This is a genomic window from Pseudomonas oplopanacis, assembly GCF_057128725.1.
Genome location: NZ_JBSKHV010000002.1, coordinates 153,394 through 169,351, shown reverse-complemented (window position 1 = coordinate 169,351; position 15,958 = coordinate 153,394). Strand labels below are relative to the sequence as shown.

Here is a 15,958-nt window from a genome sequence, read left to right as displayed (position 1 = left end):
TTTTGCTTTAAGATAACCGCCATTTTGCAGGGCTTGGCGTGATGTCCATCCCTGTGGGAGCGAGCCTGCTCGCGAAGGTGTTGTCACATTCAAGGGTTATGTTGACTGACATGCCGCATTCGCGAGCAGGCTCGCTCCCACATTTAGTCCGTGCCCACATTCATGATTCCGGAGTTTTCCATGACGGCCCACGCCGACCTTTCGCCGACCCTTCAACTCGCCATCGACCTGATCCGCCGTCCGTCCGTGACGCCGGTCGACGCCGATTGCCAGAAGCAGATGATGCAGCGCCTGGGCGATGCCGGTTTCATGCTGGAACCGATGCGCATCGAAGATGTGGATAACTTCTGGGCGACCCACGGTAAACACGACGGCCCGGTGCTGTGCTTCGCCGGACACACCGACGTGGTGCCGACCGGTCCGGTCACCGCGTGGCAGATCGACCCGTTCAATGCGTTGATCGACGAACACGGCATGCTCTGCGGCCGTGGTGCGGCGGACATGAAAGGCAGCCTGGCGTCGATGACCGTGGCCGCCGAGCGCTTCGTCGCCGATTACCCGGATCACAAGGGCAAGGTCGCTTTCCTGATCACCAGCGACGAAGAAGGCCCGGCGCACCACGGCACCAAGGCTGTGGTTGAACGCCTCGCCGCGCGCAAGGAACGTCTGGACTGGTGCATCGTCGGCGAACCGTCGAGCACCACGTTGGTAGGCGACGTGGTCAAGAACGGCCGTCGCGGCTCCCTCGGTGCCAAGCTGACCGTTCGCGGTGTGCAGGGCCACGTGGCCTATCCGCACCTCGCCAAGAACCCGATCCACCTCGCGGCCCCGGCCCTGGCCGAACTGGCCGCCGAGCATTGGGACCACGGCAACGATTTCTTCCCGCCGACCAGCTTCCAGATCTCCAACGTCAATTCCGGCACTGGCGCGACCAACGTGATCCCGGGCGATCTGGTGGCGGTGTTCAACTTCCGCTTCTCCACCGAGTCCACCGTCGAAGGCCTGCAAAAGCGCGTCGCCGACATTCTCGACAAGCATGGCCTGGACTGGCACATCGACTGGGCGCTGTCCGGCCTGCCGTTCCTGACCGAGCCGGGTGCCTTGCTGGATGCCGTGGCGTCGAGCATCAAGGACATCACCGGTCGCGACACCAAGGCGTCCACCAGCGGTGGCACCTCTGACGGTCGTTTCATCGCGACCATGGGCACGCAAGTGGTTGAACTCGGTCCGGTCAACGCGACGATCCACCAGGTCAACGAGCGTGTACTGGCCGCCGACCTCGACGTGCTGACCGAAATCTACTACCAGACCCTGATCAAGTTGCTCGCCTGATGCTCGCTTGCCCGATCTGCAGTGAACCGCTGAATGCGGTGGACAACGGCGTGGCCTGCCCCGCCGGGCATCGTTTCGACCGCGCGCGCCAGGGTTACCTGAACCTGTTGCCGGTGCAGCACAAAAACAGCCGCGACCCAGGGGATAACCTGGCCATGGTCGAAGCCCGCCGCGACTTCTTGAACGCCGGCCATTACGCGCCGGTGGCCAAGCGTCTGGCGGAACTGGCGGCGCAATACGCGCCACAGCGCTGGCTCGACATCGGCTGTGGCGAGGGTTACTACACCGCGCAAATCGCCGAGGCCTTGCCGAACGCCGACGGTTACGCGCTGGACATCTCCCGCGAAGCGGTCAAACGCGCCTGCAAACGCAACCCGCAGCTGACCTGGTTAATCGCCAGCATGGCGCGGGTGCCGTTGGCTTCCGGCAGTTGCCAGTTTCTCGCCAGCGTCTTCAGCCCATTGGATTGGGAAGAAGCCAAACGCCTGCTCAGCCCCGGTGGCGGCTTGATGAAAGTCGGGCCGACCAGCGGCCATCTGATGGAGTTGCGCGAGCGGCTGTACGACGAAGTCCGCGAATACACCGACGACAAGCACCTGGCCCTGGTGCCGGACGGCATGGCGTTGGCGCACAGTGAAACCCTGGAATTCAAACTGACGCTTGCAGAGGGTCAGGACCGTGCGAACCTGTTGGCCATGACTCCCCATGGCTGGCGTGCCAGTGCCGAACGCCGCGCAGCGGTCATCGAACAGGCCGAGCCGTTCGAGGTCACTGTGTCGATGCGCTACGATTACTTCGTTCTTCAATAAACCCTTAATTTTTTGGTCTTGAGCAATGGCTTGAGGCCGGCTAAATCCGCGAATGGATTTTTCAGACCCGCAGTGAGGACATCCATGCGCCAACCCGATATCGAGATTTACCTGAAAGACGCCGACGTCGACTACAAGGCCATCGCGGCCTGGCTCGGCACTGCGTTAGGCCCGTGCACCGACTGGGTCCAGAAAGGCCAGACGTACAAGTGCAAGGCCGGCACCGTGCCGGTCACCTGGCTGCCGAAAGCCGTGGGCAAGTGGAACAGCCTGTTCCTGGACAGCGACCAGACCCCGTGGGAAGACGACATCGCCTGCGCCCGCGCAGCCTTTGCTGCGCTGAACGTCGAAGTGCGTTGCGCACCGGGGACGTGGGTCGAGGAAGAAGGCGAAGAGACAGCGGATCGCTGGATGCGTATCAGTGCTGACGGTGAAGAAGAGATCACCTGGAAAACTGTTTAAAACCCATACAGGGACCCAATGTGGGAGCGAGCCTGCTCGCGAATGCGGTGTGTCATTCAACTTAGATGCTGACTGATAGACCGCATTCGCGAGCAGGCTCGCTCCCACAGTGGTTTGTGGCGACTGAAGATCCGGTTTACAAGCCTACAACGTCTTCAGCCTGCAAGCCCTTCTCGCCGGTCATCACGGCATATTCAACCTGCTGGCCTTCCGCCAGCGAACGGTGCCCTTCGCCGCGAATCGCGCGGTAGTGCACGAACACGTCCACCCCGTCCTCGCGTTGAATAAAGCCGTAGCCCTTGGCGTCGTTGAACCACTTCACGTTGCCGGTTTCGCGCGTAGCCATGAATCAGTACCCCCTTGTTTTTATTTTGAACGGCCGAGTATATGACAGCCGCCAAAACTCTCAACTCACTTTACTTAGGTGCTTTTTTGCCGATTTTCGGTGAATACGGCACACTATCGACCGCCCGAGCATTTGCTCGGTTTTACTCACTCACGCAGAAGCCGTATGACCCGCTCCCCGTTCCGCCGTCTTGTGTTTGGCACCCTGCGCCGACTGTTGTATATCTGGGTTCGCTCGGAGACGATCAACCAGTCGTCGTTCACCCTCAACCTCGACCGCAGTCGTCCGGTGTTCTACGTCCTGCAAAACCCTTCGCTGACCGACCTCGCCGTGGTCGACACCGAATGCAGCAAGGCTGGCCTGCCCCGCCCGGTGTTGCCGGTTTCAGTGGGTAACCTGCTGGAACCCGCAGCGTTCTTCTACCTGACGCCAGAGCCCGACTGGCTCGGCCGTCAGGACAAACGCGGCGCACCGCCAACCCTGACCCGCCTGGTCAGCGCCCTGAGCCAGAATGCCGCCGAAGACGCGCAAATCATTCCGGTCAGCGTGTTCTGGGGCCAGTCGCCGGACAGCGAATCGAGCCCTTGGAAATTGCTCTTCGCCGACAGCTGGGCGGTTACCGGGCGTCTGCGCCGCTTGCTGAGCATCATCGTGTTGGGGCGCAAGACCCGCGTGCAGTTCTCCGCGCCGATCCACTTGCGCGAGCTGATCGATCACAACAAAGGCCACGAGCGCACCGTGCGCATGGCCCAGCGGATCCTGCGGGTGCACTTCCGCAACCTCAAAGCCGCGGTCATCGGCCCGGACATTTCCCACCGGCGCAATCTGGTCAAGGGCTTGCTCAACCAGCCACTGGTCAAGCAAGCGATCCTCGACGAAGCCGAGCGCGAGAACATCTCCCCGGAGAAAGCCAAGGCCCAGGCCCTGCGCTACGGCAACGAGATCGCCTCCGACTACACCTACACCGCGATCCGCTTCATGGAAGTGGTGCTGAGCTGGTTCTGGAACAAGATCTACGACGGCATCAAGGTCAATAACATCGAAGGCGTGCAAAAGGTCGCGCCGGGTTACGAAGTGATCTACGTACCCTGCCACCGCAGCCACATCGACTACCTGCTGCTGTCCTATCTGCTGTTCCGCAATGGCCTGACCCCGCCGCACATCGCCGCCGGGATCAACCTCAACATGCCGGGGATCGGCGGCTTGCTGCGTCGCGGCGGTGCGTTCTTCATGCGCCGCACGTTCAAGGGCAACCCGCTGTACACCTCGGTGTTCAACGAATACCTGCACACCTTGTTTACCAAAGGCTTCCCGGTCGAATACTTCGTCGAGGGCGGCCGTTCGCGCACCGGGCGCATGCTGCAACCGAAAACCGGGATGCTCGCGATTACCCTGCGCAGCTTCCTGCGTTCGTCGCGCATGCCCATCGTGTTTGTGCCGGTGTACATCGGCTACGAGCGCGTACTGGAAGGCCGGACCTACCTCGGCGAACTGCGTGGGGCGACCAAGAAAAAAGAGTCGATCTTCGATATTTTCAAAGTCATCGGCGCGCTCAAGCAGCGCTTCGGCCAGGTGGCGGTGAACTTCGGCGAGCCGATTAAACTGGCGGAGTTCCTCGACAGCGAACAGCCGGACTGGCGCCAACAGGAACTCGGCCCGCAATTCAAACCGGCCTGGCTCACCGAAACGACTAACCGTCTCGGCGAAAAAGTCGCACAGCATCTGAACGAAGCGGCAGCGATCAACCCGGTGAACCTGGTGGCCCTGGCGTTACTGTCCACCAGCCGTCTGGCGCTGGATGATCGCGCCATGGCGCGAGTGCTCGATCTGTACCTGGCGCTGTTGCGCAAGGTTCCGTATTCGCCGCACACCACGCTGCCGGAAGGTGATGGTCGTGCGCTGATCGAGCACGTAAAGGACATGGACCTGCTGTCCGAGCAGAGCGATGCCCTGGGCAAGATTCTGTACCTGGATGAGCAGAACGCCGTCCTGATGACCTACTACCGCAACAACGTGCTGCACATTTTTGCGTTGCCGGCGCTGCTCGCGAGTTTCTTCCAGAGCGCGTCGCGCATGAACCGCGACCAGATCCTGCGTTACACCCGCGCACTTTATCCGTACCTGCAGTCGGAACTGTTCATTCGCTGGTCCATGGACGAACTGGACGCCGTGATCGACCAATGGCTGGAAGCGTTCGTCGAGCAAGGCCTGTTGCGTTTCGAAAACGATGTCTACCTGCGCCCGGCACCCAGCTCACGGCATTTCGTGTTGCTGACCTTGCTGTCGAAGAGCATCGCCCAGACTTTGCAGCGCTTCTACATGACCGTGTCCTTGCTGCTCAACAGCGGCCAGAACAGCATCAGCGCCGAAGAGCTGGAAGACTTGTGCACAGTCATGGCCCAGCGCCTGTCGATTCTCCATGGCCTGAACGCCCCGGAATTCTTCGACAAGAGCCTGTTCCGTCACTTCATCCAGACAATGCTCGATCTCGAGGTGCTCAAGCGCGACGAAGCCGGCAAGTTGAGCTACCACGAACTGCTCGGCGAGCTGGCCGAAGGCGCGGCCAAACGGGTATTGCCGGCGGAGATTCGCTTGTCGATCCGTCAGGTGGCGTTGCATCGCAGTGAAGATGCGGCGGACCAGGTCGTACCTGCGGCGCCGGCCGACTGAATCCATCTGCTTTGACGTAGTCCGCTAATTTCCATTTTTTGAACAAGGAAGCTGTCATGTTCCGCCCTACCCTTCGCTTCGCCGGCCTCTGCGCAGGCTTGATGATCTCCGCCAGCGCACTGGCGCTGTCGCTCAACGACCTGTCGCAAAAGGACGCCACTGGCGGCCTCAAGGATGCCCTGACCCAAGGTGCACAACTGGCGGTCAAACAACTTGGCACACCGGGTGGCTTCAGCAACAACCCGGAGGTGAAAATCGGTTTGCCGGGCAAACTCGGCAAGGTCGCCGGCAAAATGAAGCAGTTCGGCATGGGCGATCAGGTCGACGAACTGGAAGCCAGCATGAACAAAGCAGCTGAAACCGCCGTGACCCAGGCCCAGCCGATCCTCGTGGAGGCGGTGAAGAAGATGAGTGTGGAAGATGCCAAGGGCATCCTCAGCGGCGGCAACGACTCGGCCACTCAGTACCTGAACAAAACCAGTCGCGAACAGATCCGCGTGAAGTTCCTGCCGATTGTGAAGCAGGCCACCGATCAGGTCGGTCTGGCCAAGCAATACAACACGTTCGCCGGTCAGGCGGCGACCATGGGCGTGCTGGATGCCAAGAACGCCAACGTCGAAAACTATGTCACCGAACAGGCCTTGAACGGTTTGTTTGAGATGATCGGCAAACAGGAAGAAACCATCCGCCAGAACCCTGCTGCGGCGGCGACCAGCCTGGCGAAGAAGGTGTTTGGGACGTTGTAATTCCGAGCAACTGAACCCTGTAAAAAAGCCCGCTGACCTTTACTGGTTCAGCGGGTTTTTTTATTTAAACGGCTTCCATGATGGATGAGGCAACGGGCGCCGTCCGTAAAAAGAACACCCACTCGCGCCCCATCTTGCGTTTCTCGAACACCTTCAAGTCAACCAACCCATTCAAGGTCGACGAAGCCGTGTTGTAAGAGCAGTCGAGGTTTTCCTTCACATTGACGGCTGTGAACTCCTTGGCCATCCCGCTCTTGGCCACTTGATAGACGGCGCGCTGCTTCTCGGTGAGCTGGTCGAAAAAACCGGACGCCATCAACCAACGATCAAAGTGCTCGGCGTGGGCCAGACTCTTGCGATAGACCTCGGTAAAACCGCTGACGGCCCGCAGGATCACCGAACACTGGAAATCAATGAAGTAAGTCAGGTCCAGTTCATCGGCCTCGGTATTCAAATACGACCGCCCGTATTTCACGGGTGCGTTGCGCAGCAACACGCTGATAGCAATGTAGCGAAACGCCGAGAAATCATTCTTGAACATGAACCAGTAAAACAGTGCCCGCGCGACACGACCATTGCCATCGCGGAAAGGATGCTCGTAACCCAAGGCAAAATGCAGCGCGATGCCTTTCACCAGCGGATGGAGGTAGTCCTCACGGTTGATATCGTTGTGGGACCGATTGATCCACTTCGACAGCACCTGCAAGCGTGACACCAGCCCTGCCGCGGGCGGCGGTGTATGCACGGTGTTGCCCTCGCCGTCCTGCACCACTACATCATCGTTGCCTCTGAATTCGCCCGGCGAATACTGCGCGTCATCAATACCCTCGACGCCGACACGGTGCATCGCGGTGATGAGTTCCACACTCAGTGGTTCATAACGTTGTTCCCAGGCAAAGTTCATCATCTGGTAGTTGCCAATGACCATTCGCTCGTCAGGCGTACGCGGCAGGCGATGGCGCTTGAGCATGTCCTTGGCCGCCCGCGTGGTGGTTGCAGCGCCTTCGAGTTGGCTGCTGCTGATGGCTTCGTCTTCGATCAGGTCATTGAGCAGATAGCTGAAATGCGCACGCTCACCGATCTGGCTGGTCATGTATTCCAGCGCGGCGGTGGTGGTTTGCCGATCGACTGCCGAAATGGCTTTCTGCGCCAACGGCGTCAGCAAAAAATTGCCCCACTGGACTGGTTCGCCCAAGGGCAGAAGGCAGGAATACTGTGCCGTCCGGGCCTTTTTGACCAAGGCCCAACACACTCTTGAATCCAGACCCGGCGCCCAGCGGTAACGCAATTCATTAAATGGGAGGTAACGCCCCTGATCATCCAGCGGTTTCAGCAGGGCCAGATAGTCCGGGAGTCGTTCCTTGTGGGGAGATTTCATCAACAGGTCGAACACCGGATCGGTCCTGCCCGTTACAACCGGTGGCTTCTTCATGATGACTGTCTCAAAACTCGTAAAACTGAGTCGTGAGTACAGCATTCAGAGTCCTCTGACTCAATATCAGAGGATTCTGAAATACATGTAGGAAGTCAGACCGGCTCTTTCTTCACCCTGAACCAAGCCGCATACAGCGCCGGCAAGAACAGTAACGTCAGCGCCGTCGCCACAATCAACCCGCCCATGATCGCCACCGCCATCGGCCCGAAGAACACGCTGCGTGACAATGGGATCATCGCCAGCACCGCCGCCAGTGCGGTCAATACAATCGGGCGGAAGCGGCGCACGGTCGCCTCGATAATCGCCTGCCAGGGTTTGAGACCCGCCGCGATGTCTTGTTCGATCTGGTCGACCAGAATCACCGAATTGCGCATGATCATCCCGGACAGCGCGATGGTCCCGAGCATCGCGACAAAACCGAACGGCTGCCGGAACACCAACAGGAACAAGGTCACGCCGATCAACCCCAGCGGCGCGGTGAGGAACACCATCACCGTGCGCGAGAAGCTGCGCAGTTGCAGCATCAGTAACGTCAACACCACCACGATGAACAACGGCACACCGGCCTTCACCGAGTTCTGTCCACGGGCGGAATCCTCGACCGTGCCGCCAACGTCCAGCAAGTAACCGTCCGGCAGTTCGGCGCGAATCGGATCAAGCGTCGGCATGATCTGCTGCACCAGCGTGGCCGGTTGTTCCTTGCCGTAGATGTCGGCGCGAACGGTGACGTTCGGCAGGCGATTACGGTGCCAGATGATGCCTTCTTCGAAGCCATATTCCAGCGTCGCGATCTGCGACAGTGCCACGCTGCGGCCATTGTCGGTCGGCACGGCCAGGCTCGGCAGCAACGACAGTTCGGTGCGTTCGTGCAGGGTGCCGCGCAGCAGGATTTCGATCAACTCATTGTCTTCGCGGTACTGGCTGACGCTGGAACCGGTCAGCGAGCTTTGCAGGAACTTCGACAGGTTCGCCGTGCTCACACCCAGCGCTCGGGCGCGGTCCTGATCGACGTTCAGGTACACCACTTTGCTCGGCTCTTCCCAGTCGAGGTGGACGTTGACCACGTGCGGATTCTCGCGAACCTTGGCCGCCACTTTACGCGCCATTGCGCGGACCTCGTCGATGTGCTCGCCGGTCACCCGGAACTGCACGGGATAGCCCACGGGCGGTCCGTTTTCAAGACGCGTGACCCGCCCACGCAGGGCCGGGAATTGTTCGTTGAGAGTTTCGATCAGCCAGGTCCGCAGGCTTTCGCGATCCTCGATGGTCTTGGCCAGGACCACCACCTGCGCGAAACTCGCCGCCGGCAGTTGTTGATCCAGCGGCAGGTAGAAACGCGGTGAGCCGGTGCCGACGTAGGCCACGTAATTGTCGATACCGGCACGGTCCTTCAGCAAGGCTTCCAGGCGTTTGACTTCGTCGGCGGTGTTGCTCAGGGAGGCGCCTTCAGCCAGTTTCAAATCGATCATCAGCTCCAGCCGCCCCGACGCCGGGAAGAACTGTTGCGGCACGAAACGGAACAGCATGACCGAGCCAATGAACATCATGATCGTCAGCACGATCACCGTTTTGCGCCGCCGTACGCACCACTCCACCAGACGTCTGACACGCTCATAGAACGGTGTGCCGTAAGGGTCGGGCTGATCGGTGCCGTGTTTCGCCGCATGAATTTTCGCCAGATCCGGCAGGAGTTTTTCCCCCAGGTACGGCACAAACACCACCGCAGCGACCCACGAGGCCAGCAGCGCGATGGTCACCACCTGGAAGATCGAGCGGGTGTATTCGCCGGTGCTCGATTGCGCGGTGGCAATCGGCAGGAAGCCGGCAGCGGTGATCAGCGTGCCAGTGAGCATCGGGAACGCCGTACTGGTCCAGGCATAACTGGCTGCTTTTACACGATCGAAGCCCTGCTCCATTTTGATCGCCATCATTTCCACGGCGATGATCGCGTCGTCCACCAGCAAGCCCAGCGCCAGCACCAGCGCGCCAAGGGAGATTTTGTGCAGGCCGATGCCGAGGTAATACATGCAGGCAAAAGTCATTGCCAGCACCAGCGGAATCGCCAGCGCCACCACCATGCCGGTGCGCACGCCAAGAGAGAAGAAGCTCACCAGCAACACAATCGCCAAGGCTTCAACCAACACCTGAACGAATTCGCCGACCCCGGTTTTCACCGCGGCGGGCTGGTCCGAGACCTTGCGCAATTGCATCCCGGCCGGGAGGTTGTTCTGGATGCGGTCGAACTCGACTTCCAGCGCCTTGCCCAGCACCAGAATGTCGCCGCCGTCCTTCATCGCCACGGCCAGACCGATGGCGTTTTCGGCCATGAAGCGCATGCGCGGTGCGGGAGGATCGTTAAAACCACGGCGAACGTCGGCCACATCGGAAATGCGGAACGTGCGATCACCGACACGGATCGGGAAGTTCTTGATCTCATCGACCGTCTGAAAATTCCCCGAAACCCGTAGCTGCAAGCGTTCACTGGTGGTTTCGAAGAACCCGGCTGTCGACACGGCGTTCTGCTCTTCAAGCGCTTGCTGCACGGCGGCCAACGGCAAGCCAAGGGTGGCGAGTTTGACGTTGGACAGCTCGATCCAGATTTTCTCGTCCTGCAGTCCGAGCAAGTCGACCTTGCCAACATCCTTGACCCGTTGCAGCTGGATCTGGATGCGGTCGGCGTAGTCCTTCAACACCGCGTAATCAAAACCGTCGCCGGTCAGGGCGTAAATGTTGCCGAACGTAGTGCCGAACTCATCGTTGAAAAACGGCCCCTGAATACCCGGCGGCAAGGTGTAGCGGATGTCGCTGATCTTCTTGCGGACCTGATACCAGAGCTCGGGAATGTCCTGCGAGTGCATGGCATCGCGCGCGATAAAGGTGACCTGGGACTCACCCGGACGGGAGAACGAGACGATGCGCTCGTACTCTCCGGTTTCCATCAGTTTTTTCTCGATGCGTTCGGTGACTTGGCGCGACACTTCCTGAGCCGTGGCCCCCGGCCAATTGGTGCGAATCACCATGGCCTTGAAGGTAAACGGCGGGTCTTCGCTTTGGCCGAGCTTGGTGTAGGAAAGCGCACCGACGACGGCCAGCAAGAGCATCAGGAACAGTACGATCTGGCGATTACGCAGCGCCCATTCGGAAAGGTTGAAGCGCATCGGGAATTACTCCTTGTCCGCCAGATTGACCACGCGGTTGGAGCGATCCACCGGACGCACTTGTTGCCCGTCGTGAAGCACATGAACACCTGCAGCCACCACCCAGTCGCTGGCATTCAGGCCTTCGAGCACCGGCACGGTTTTCTCGCCGAACGGGCCAACGCGCACCGGGGCTTTTTTCAAGGTGTTGTTGGCGCCGAGCACCCACACGTAGGTCGCGCCGTTTTCTGCGGTGACCGCCGATAACGGTACCGACAGCGCAATGGTTTCTGCCGTCTGGATGAACACCCGGGCGCTTTGGCCGAGCTCTGCCGGGACTTTGCCTGCGGTAAACGCAATGCGGGCGGCGAAGGTGCGCGATTTTGGATCGGCGGCAGGCGACAGTTCGCGGATGCGGCCGGCGAAGCGTTGATCCGGTTGGGTCCAGAGCTCTACCGACACCGGCTGACCGACCTTGAAGCGACCGAAACTCTGTTCCGGCAGGCTGATCAACACTTCACGTTCGCCATCGGTGGCGATGGTGAACACGGTTTGCCCCGCAGCCACCACTTGCCCGACTTCCACGGCCCGCTTGGCCACCACGCCATCCTGAGGCGCGCGCAGCACCGCGTAGCTCGCCTGATTGGTCGAGACATTGAATTCGGCTTTGATTTGCTTGAGGCGGGCTTCACCGGATCGGTAAAGGTTTTCGGCATTGTCGTACTGCGAATGGCTGACCATCTGACGGTCCATCAGGGTCTTGTAGCGATCCCGCTCGGTGCGCACCAGGCTCAGGTTGGCCTCGGCGGCGGCGACTTGGGCGCGGGTGGCTTCCAGTTGCAGGCGAACGTCTTGAGGGTCGAGCTCTGCCAGCGGCTGGTCAGCCTTGACGCGCTGCCCTTCCTCGACCAGTCGTCGGCTGACTTTGCCGCCAATGCGAAACGCCAGGTCCGGCTCATAGCGCGCCCGCACTTCACCGGGATAGCTTTCCATCGCCTGCGCCGAAGGCTCTGGCTGAACCACCATGGCCGGGCGAATGGTGACTTGCGGCGCCTCTTCGTGACCACACGCCGTCAATAAAAACGCCAGACTGACTGGCAACGCGAGGGGCAAGGCATAGCGGAACATGGTGAACGACCTTTCGCTAATGGTGCTTGGAATAATTATACTGAGCAGTATGGTATTAATAGCAAACTCACCAGTCCAGTAATAAAAGCGAATATGTCGAACAATCTTTCAGCACCCAGCGGTCCGGGCCGCCCCAAGGATCTGGCCAAGCGCCAGGCCATCCTCGATGCGGCGAAAATTCTGTTTGTGAGCAAGGGTTACGCGAACACCAGCATGGATGCCGTGGCGGCTGAGGCTGGCGTGTCCAAGCTGACCGTCTATAGCCACTTCAACGACAAGGAGACGCTGTTCTCCGCCGCCGTGGTCGCCAAATGCGAAGAGCAACTGCCGCCGCTGTTTTTCGAACTGGCGGACGGGGTCGCCGTGGAAACCGTGCTGCTGAACATCGCGCACGGCTTTCACCAGCTGATCAATAGCGACGAATCAGTAAACCTGCACCGCCTGATGATTACCCTCGGCAGCCAGGACCCGAAACTCTCGCTGATCTTTTTCGAGGCCGGCCCGCAACGCATGCTGGATGGCATGGAGCGGTTGCTGACCCAGGTGGATCAAAGCGGTGTGTTGAGCATTGATAAACCGCGTAATGCGGCTGAGCATTTCTTCTGCTTGCTCAAGGGCGGGGGCAATTTTCGGTTGTTGTACGGCTGCGGCGGGCCGGTGACCGGGGTTGCGGCCGAGGAGCATGTGCAGGAAGTGGTGGGGTTGTTTATGCGGGCTTATCGGCCAGAGACAAGCTGATAGGTTTGGGGTGCTAATTCTGGCCCCTTCGCGAGCAGGCTCGCTCCCACAAGGGATCTCTGGTGTTGCACAGATCCAATGTGGGAGCGACGCGGTATCAGGGTTTAAGTGCTTTCTTCGGATAAATGTCATACCGGCTGGATTTCCCGTCCAGCGCATGACTCGGCTTCGGTCCCGCAATACACGGCGCCTTGCGCGGCCGCTTCACTACAACCCGGTGACTGGCCAACGCCAATGCCGCCTCAAGCAACGCCGGCGCGTCCGGGTCATCGCCCACCAACGGCCGGAACAAGCGCATTTCCTTCTTCACCAACGCGGTTTTCTCACGATGGGGAAACATCGGGTCGAGGTAGATCACCTGCGGCGGTTCACCTTCCCAATTGCGCATCACTTCAATCGAATTGCCCTTGAGCAACCGCATGCGCGCCACGATGGGTGCCACGTCGAAATCTTCCGCGCCGCGCGCCAGGCCATCCTCCAGCAAGGCGCCGATCAGCGGCTGACGCTCGATCAGGCTCATCTCGCAGCCCAGGCTCGCCAGCACGAACGCATCCTTGCCCAGCCCCGCCGTGGCATCCAGAACACGCGGACGCACGCCCTGCGCGATGCCAACGGCCTTGGCGATCATCTGCCCCGTGCCGCCACCGAACAACCGGCGATGCGCCGCCCCGCCTTCGACGAAGTCCACCCGCACCGGCCCCGGCGCATCCGCGCCGAGTTGTTGCAGCTGTAAACCCTGCTCGCCGACCTGCAAGGCAAACTCGCCATCATCCACCTGCAACGGCAAGCCCAGGCGCTCGGCCCATTGCTCGGCCTTGGGCTGAAAGGTCGTGCCCAGGGCCTCGACATGGATGCGGCAAACCGCCGGTTGATCAATCATCGGAAAACACGCTCAAAAAATTAATGATCGGCAAAAACGGCCGATAACAAAACTAACGGGCATTTTGCCAGAGCTGAGCGTCGACCGAGAGAAATGTCAGACTTTCAACCCACAATCACAGGTTTTATCTCGCCCTACGGCGATTACAACCTGCGAAACACCCAAGCGTTGGGCGGTGTCAGTCACCTGTGGCAAGATTTTTTTGCCCGGGCGCTGGCCGATCAGCCGGGTGACGGGGTTCCTGAGTCGCTCAAGTTTCTACCGGTCGATCTCGACAGCCCGGTCGAGCCTACCGTCGGCAGCGACCTGCTGGCGCACATCGTCTCCCAGCGCGAATGCAACGTGACGGACACCGTGGTCCGCCCGCCGGAGCCACTGTTTTTGCCGATTGCCGAGTTCGAAATGGACCTGGCCGACAAACCGGCCCCACCGTTCCCGCCGGAAGAAATCGTCGCTCAGCAGAAACAACAGGACTTCGAAAGCGGCTGGGTCCGTCCTATCGTGCTCACCGCCGGTCAACCCGTGCCGGAAGCCGGCCCGGCGCCACAACCACGTCCGCTGCACCTGCCGATCGCCGAATTCGAGATGGACCTGCTGGACAAGCCGTTCCCGCCGTTCTCCCCCGAAGAACTGGTGGAACAACAAAAACAGCTCGATTTCGATAACGGCTGGGCTCGCCCGATCGTACTGCAAAACCTGCGCATCGCCGCCTGACCTTCTGTAACAGGCCCTCAGCGACACACCCACCACGGCCCGACATCCACATGAAAATGATTGCGATGGGCGGCGTTGTAATCCGGGCTCAACACCACGCTGAACATGTCGCACGCACCGTCGCGGACCTGACGTAGAAACCGCGTGTCCTGATTATCCTTTGGCCAATCCTTGAGCACGCTGATGGTTCGCCCATCCGCCAGACGGAAACCGGCAATGTCCAGCGCATTGGCTGACGCGTGCTGACTGAGCCTGCCGTTGTTGCGGTTGTAAACGTTGCGACAGGCAAAACTGCCGAGATGGTCAACCCGCGTCACCGCCAGCCCGTAGACCGTCTGCGCCGCGGGTTGCAGGACATGCCGGTCAAACAGCGCGAACGACACCGCCAACCGGCAACTGGCGAGGAAGCTGCTGCTCAGGGCCACTTCACCGCCCTGCACACGCAACGTGTTGATCAGCGGGCACGTGGCGTCGGGGCTGTCGGCCTGGCGGGTCACGCGCAATCCGGAACTGCTCAAGGCCTGGTCGCACAACTGTGGATCATCGCCCAAGCGCATCAACTTGTAGCGGGTCAACAGGTTCGGTTCGGCCTTCACGTCCAGTGGCGCCCAAGGGTTCCACTGCGGTGGGAGGGAGATCCAGCCGCGCCAGACACCCAGGCCCAACGCGCCAATGAGCAACAGGATCAACAACAGCCACCACCGCATCGTCAGCCTTTGAACAGTTGATTGGCCTTCGCGTACGGCATGGAGCGCGAGGTAAACCCGAACGTGCCCGAAGTCTTGATCTCTTCAGCCGCACGGAAAAATTCGCCATACGCCGCCAAGGCCAGCGCCGATCCGACGCTGATGCGTTTGACGCCCATTTCGCTCAACTGCTCGACCGTCAACTTGAGCCCGCCAGACATCAACACATTGACCGGTTTGGGCGCCACGGCACGGACCACCGCCAACACATCTTCGGCACTGCGCAACCCCGGCGCATAGAGCACGTCGGCACCGGCCTCGGCGAACGCCTGCAAGCGGCGAATGGTGTCGGCGAGATCGGGATTGCCGTGCAGAAAGTTCTCGGCACGCGCGGTCAGCATGAAGGGGAACGGCAAGCTGCGCGCCGCTGCCACCGCCGCTGCAACCCGCGCCACGGCATGTTCGAAGCAGTAGATCGGCGCCGCTTCACGGCCCGTGGCGTCTTCGATCGAGCCGCCGACCGCACCGGCCTCAGCCGCGCGCAAAATGCTCTGGGCGCATTGCGCGGGGTCATCGGCAAAACCGTTTTCCAGATCCACCGCCACCGGCAGATCAGTGGCCGCGACAATCGCCCGAACATTAGCCAGCGTATCGTCGAGGGTCAGCGCGCCATCCGGGCGTGCATTGGAAAAAGCGTAACCGGCACTGGTGGTTGCCAGCGCCTCGAAACCGAGGCTGGCGAGCATCTTCGCCGAGCCGGCGTCCCACGGGTTGGGAATGACGAAAGCCCCATCGCGTTCGTGCAGCGCTTTGAACGCCTGGGCTCGAAGGGTTTGCGCATCCATTGGGCAGGCTCCTGAATAGGGGGACGAATC

The 15,958-nt window shown here is 60.5% G+C and carries 14 protein-coding genes; 7 read left to right on the top strand and 7 right to left on the bottom strand.

Annotated elements, in window-relative coordinates:
- The first annotated feature begins 180 nt into the window (after nt 1-180).
- The 3 genes from dapE to ACWKV5_RS05055 all read left to right on the top strand — a co-directional run bounded on the left by dapE (nt 181) and on the right by ACWKV5_RS05055 (nt 2,603).
- Complete coding sequence (gene dapE, locus ACWKV5_RS05065; protein ID WP_027924964.1) at nt 181-1,332, top strand: succinyl-diaminopimelate desuccinylase; 1,152 nt, start codon at nt 181-183, stop codon at nt 1,330-1,332.
- Nucleotides 1,332-2,141 carry a putative RNA methyltransferase gene (locus ACWKV5_RS05060; protein WP_483840439.1) on the top strand — a complete coding sequence of 270 codons (810 nt, stop codon included), beginning with the start codon at nt 1,332-1,334 and terminating at the stop codon, nt 2,139-2,141. The genes dapE and ACWKV5_RS05060 overlap by 1 nt, the downstream gene beginning before the upstream one ends.
- A gap of 84 nt (nt 2,142-2,225) precedes the next feature.
- Nucleotides 2,226-2,603 (top strand): hypothetical protein, encoded by a 378-nt coding sequence (locus ACWKV5_RS05055; protein WP_483840438.1) that lies wholly within the window; start codon nt 2,226-2,228, stop codon nt 2,601-2,603.
- Between the two features lie 136 nt (nt 2,604-2,739).
- On the opposite strand, the gene ACWKV5_RS05050 is transcribed toward ACWKV5_RS05055, so the two are convergent.
- Nucleotides 2,740-2,949, bottom strand: a complete 210-nt coding sequence (locus tag ACWKV5_RS05050; RefSeq protein ID WP_483840437.1) for a cold-shock protein — start codon at nt 2,947-2,949, stop codon at nt 2,740-2,742.
- 165 nt (nt 2,950-3,114) lie between these two features.
- Between ACWKV5_RS05050 and plsB the strand changes: the two genes are divergently transcribed.
- The gene (plsB, locus tag ACWKV5_RS05045) at nt 3,115-5,619 is read left to right on the top strand and encodes a glycerol-3-phosphate 1-O-acyltransferase PlsB (RefSeq protein ID WP_483840436.1); all 2,505 of its coding nucleotides are present in this window, start codon (nt 3,115-3,117) and stop codon (nt 5,617-5,619) included.
- A 56-nt stretch (nt 5,620-5,675) separates the two neighbouring features.
- On the top strand, nt 5,676-6,365 hold the full coding sequence (locus ACWKV5_RS05040; protein ID WP_483840435.1) for a DUF4197 domain-containing protein: 690 nt from the start codon (nt 5,676-5,678) through the stop codon (nt 6,363-6,365).
- 64 nt (nt 6,366-6,429) lie between these two features.
- Here the strand turns inward: ACWKV5_RS05040 and ACWKV5_RS05035 are convergent, their stop codons facing one another.
- The 3 genes from ACWKV5_RS05035 to ACWKV5_RS05025 all read right to left on the bottom strand — a co-directional run bounded on the left by ACWKV5_RS05035 (nt 6,430) and on the right by ACWKV5_RS05025 (nt 12,065).
- Nucleotides 6,430-7,797, bottom strand: a complete 1,368-nt coding sequence (locus ACWKV5_RS05035; protein ID WP_483840434.1) for a Fic family protein — start codon at nt 7,795-7,797, stop codon at nt 6,430-6,432.
- A gap of 95 nt (nt 7,798-7,892) precedes the next feature.
- A complete protein-coding gene (locus ACWKV5_RS05030; RefSeq protein ID WP_483840433.1) occupies nt 7,893-10,958 on the bottom strand; it encodes an efflux RND transporter permease subunit in 3,066 nt (1,021 codons plus the stop codon).
- Nucleotides 10,959-10,964: 6 nt separating this feature from the next.
- Nucleotides 10,965-12,065, bottom strand: coding sequence for an efflux RND transporter periplasmic adaptor subunit (locus ACWKV5_RS05025; protein WP_483840432.1), 1,101 nt, complete (start codon nt 12,063-12,065; stop codon nt 10,965-10,967).
- Nucleotides 12,066-12,158: 93 nt separating this feature from the next.
- Between ACWKV5_RS05025 and ACWKV5_RS05020 the strand changes: the two genes are divergently transcribed.
- Nucleotides 12,159-12,803 (top strand): TetR/AcrR family transcriptional regulator, encoded by a 645-nt coding sequence (locus ACWKV5_RS05020; protein WP_483840431.1) that lies wholly within the window; start codon nt 12,159-12,161, stop codon nt 12,801-12,803.
- Nucleotides 12,804-12,900: 97 nt separating this feature from the next.
- Here the strand turns inward: ACWKV5_RS05020 and ACWKV5_RS05015 are convergent, their stop codons facing one another.
- Nucleotides 12,901-13,683, bottom strand: a complete 783-nt coding sequence (locus ACWKV5_RS05015) for a class I SAM-dependent methyltransferase (RefSeq protein WP_483840430.1) — start codon at nt 13,681-13,683, stop codon at nt 12,901-12,903.
- 93 nt (nt 13,684-13,776) lie between these two features.
- Between ACWKV5_RS05015 and ACWKV5_RS05010 the strand changes: the two genes are divergently transcribed.
- Nucleotides 13,777-14,397, top strand: coding sequence for an energy transducer TonB (locus ACWKV5_RS05010; RefSeq protein ID WP_483840429.1), 621 nt, complete (start codon nt 13,777-13,779; stop codon nt 14,395-14,397).
- 17 nt (nt 14,398-14,414) lie between these two features.
- Here ACWKV5_RS05010 and ACWKV5_RS05005 read toward each other — a convergent pair whose 3' ends face one another.
- The gene (locus ACWKV5_RS05005; RefSeq protein WP_483840428.1) at nt 14,415-15,104 is read right to left on the bottom strand and encodes an extensin-like domain-containing protein; all 690 of its coding nucleotides are present in this window, start codon (nt 15,102-15,104) and stop codon (nt 14,415-14,417) included.
- A 2-nt stretch (nt 15,105-15,106) separates the two neighbouring features.
- A complete protein-coding gene (locus tag ACWKV5_RS05000; protein ID WP_483840427.1) occupies nt 15,107-15,928 on the bottom strand; it encodes an isocitrate lyase/PEP mutase family protein in 822 nt (273 codons plus the stop codon).
- Nucleotides 15,929-15,958: the final 30 nt, after the last annotated feature.

Bases quoted from the DNA above. Each gene is read 5' to 3' on its own strand.
- dapE (WP_027924964.1), top strand. From the start codon at position 181: ATGACGGCCCACGCCGACCTTTCGCCGACCCTTCAACTCGCCATCGAC.
- ACWKV5_RS05060 (WP_483840439.1), top strand. From the start codon at position 1,332: ATGCTCGCTTGCCCGATCTGCAGTGAACCGCTGAATGCGGTGGACAAC.
- ACWKV5_RS05055 (WP_483840438.1), top strand. From the start codon at position 2,226: ATGCGCCAACCCGATATCGAGATTTACCTGAAAGACGCCGACGTCGAC.
- ACWKV5_RS05050 (WP_483840437.1), bottom strand. From the start codon at position 2,949: ATGGCTACGCGCGAAACCGGCAACGTGAAGTGGTTCAACGACGCCAAG.
- plsB (WP_483840436.1), top strand. From the start codon at position 3,115: ATGACCCGCTCCCCGTTCCGCCGTCTTGTGTTTGGCACCCTGCGCCGA.
- ACWKV5_RS05040 (WP_483840435.1), top strand. From the start codon at position 5,676: ATGTTCCGCCCTACCCTTCGCTTCGCCGGCCTCTGCGCAGGCTTGATG.
- ACWKV5_RS05035 (WP_483840434.1), bottom strand. From the start codon at position 7,797: ATGAAGAAGCCACCGGTTGTAACGGGCAGGACCGATCCGGTGTTCGAC.
- ACWKV5_RS05030 (WP_483840433.1), bottom strand. From the start codon at position 10,958: ATGCGCTTCAACCTTTCCGAATGGGCGCTGCGTAATCGCCAGATCGTA.
- ACWKV5_RS05025 (WP_483840432.1), bottom strand. From the start codon at position 12,065: ATGTTCCGCTATGCCTTGCCCCTCGCGTTGCCAGTCAGTCTGGCGTTT.
- ACWKV5_RS05020 (WP_483840431.1), top strand. From the start codon at position 12,159: ATGTCGAACAATCTTTCAGCACCCAGCGGTCCGGGCCGCCCCAAGGAT.
- ACWKV5_RS05015 (WP_483840430.1), bottom strand. From the start codon at position 13,683: ATGATTGATCAACCGGCGGTTTGCCGCATCCATGTCGAGGCCCTGGGC.
- ACWKV5_RS05010 (WP_483840429.1), top strand. From the start codon at position 13,777: ATGTCAGACTTTCAACCCACAATCACAGGTTTTATCTCGCCCTACGGC.
- ACWKV5_RS05005 (WP_483840428.1), bottom strand. From the start codon at position 15,104: ATGCGGTGGTGGCTGTTGTTGATCCTGTTGCTCATTGGCGCGTTGGGC.
- ACWKV5_RS05000 (WP_483840427.1), bottom strand. From the start codon at position 15,928: ATGGATGCGCAAACCCTTCGAGCCCAGGCGTTCAAAGCGCTGCACGAA.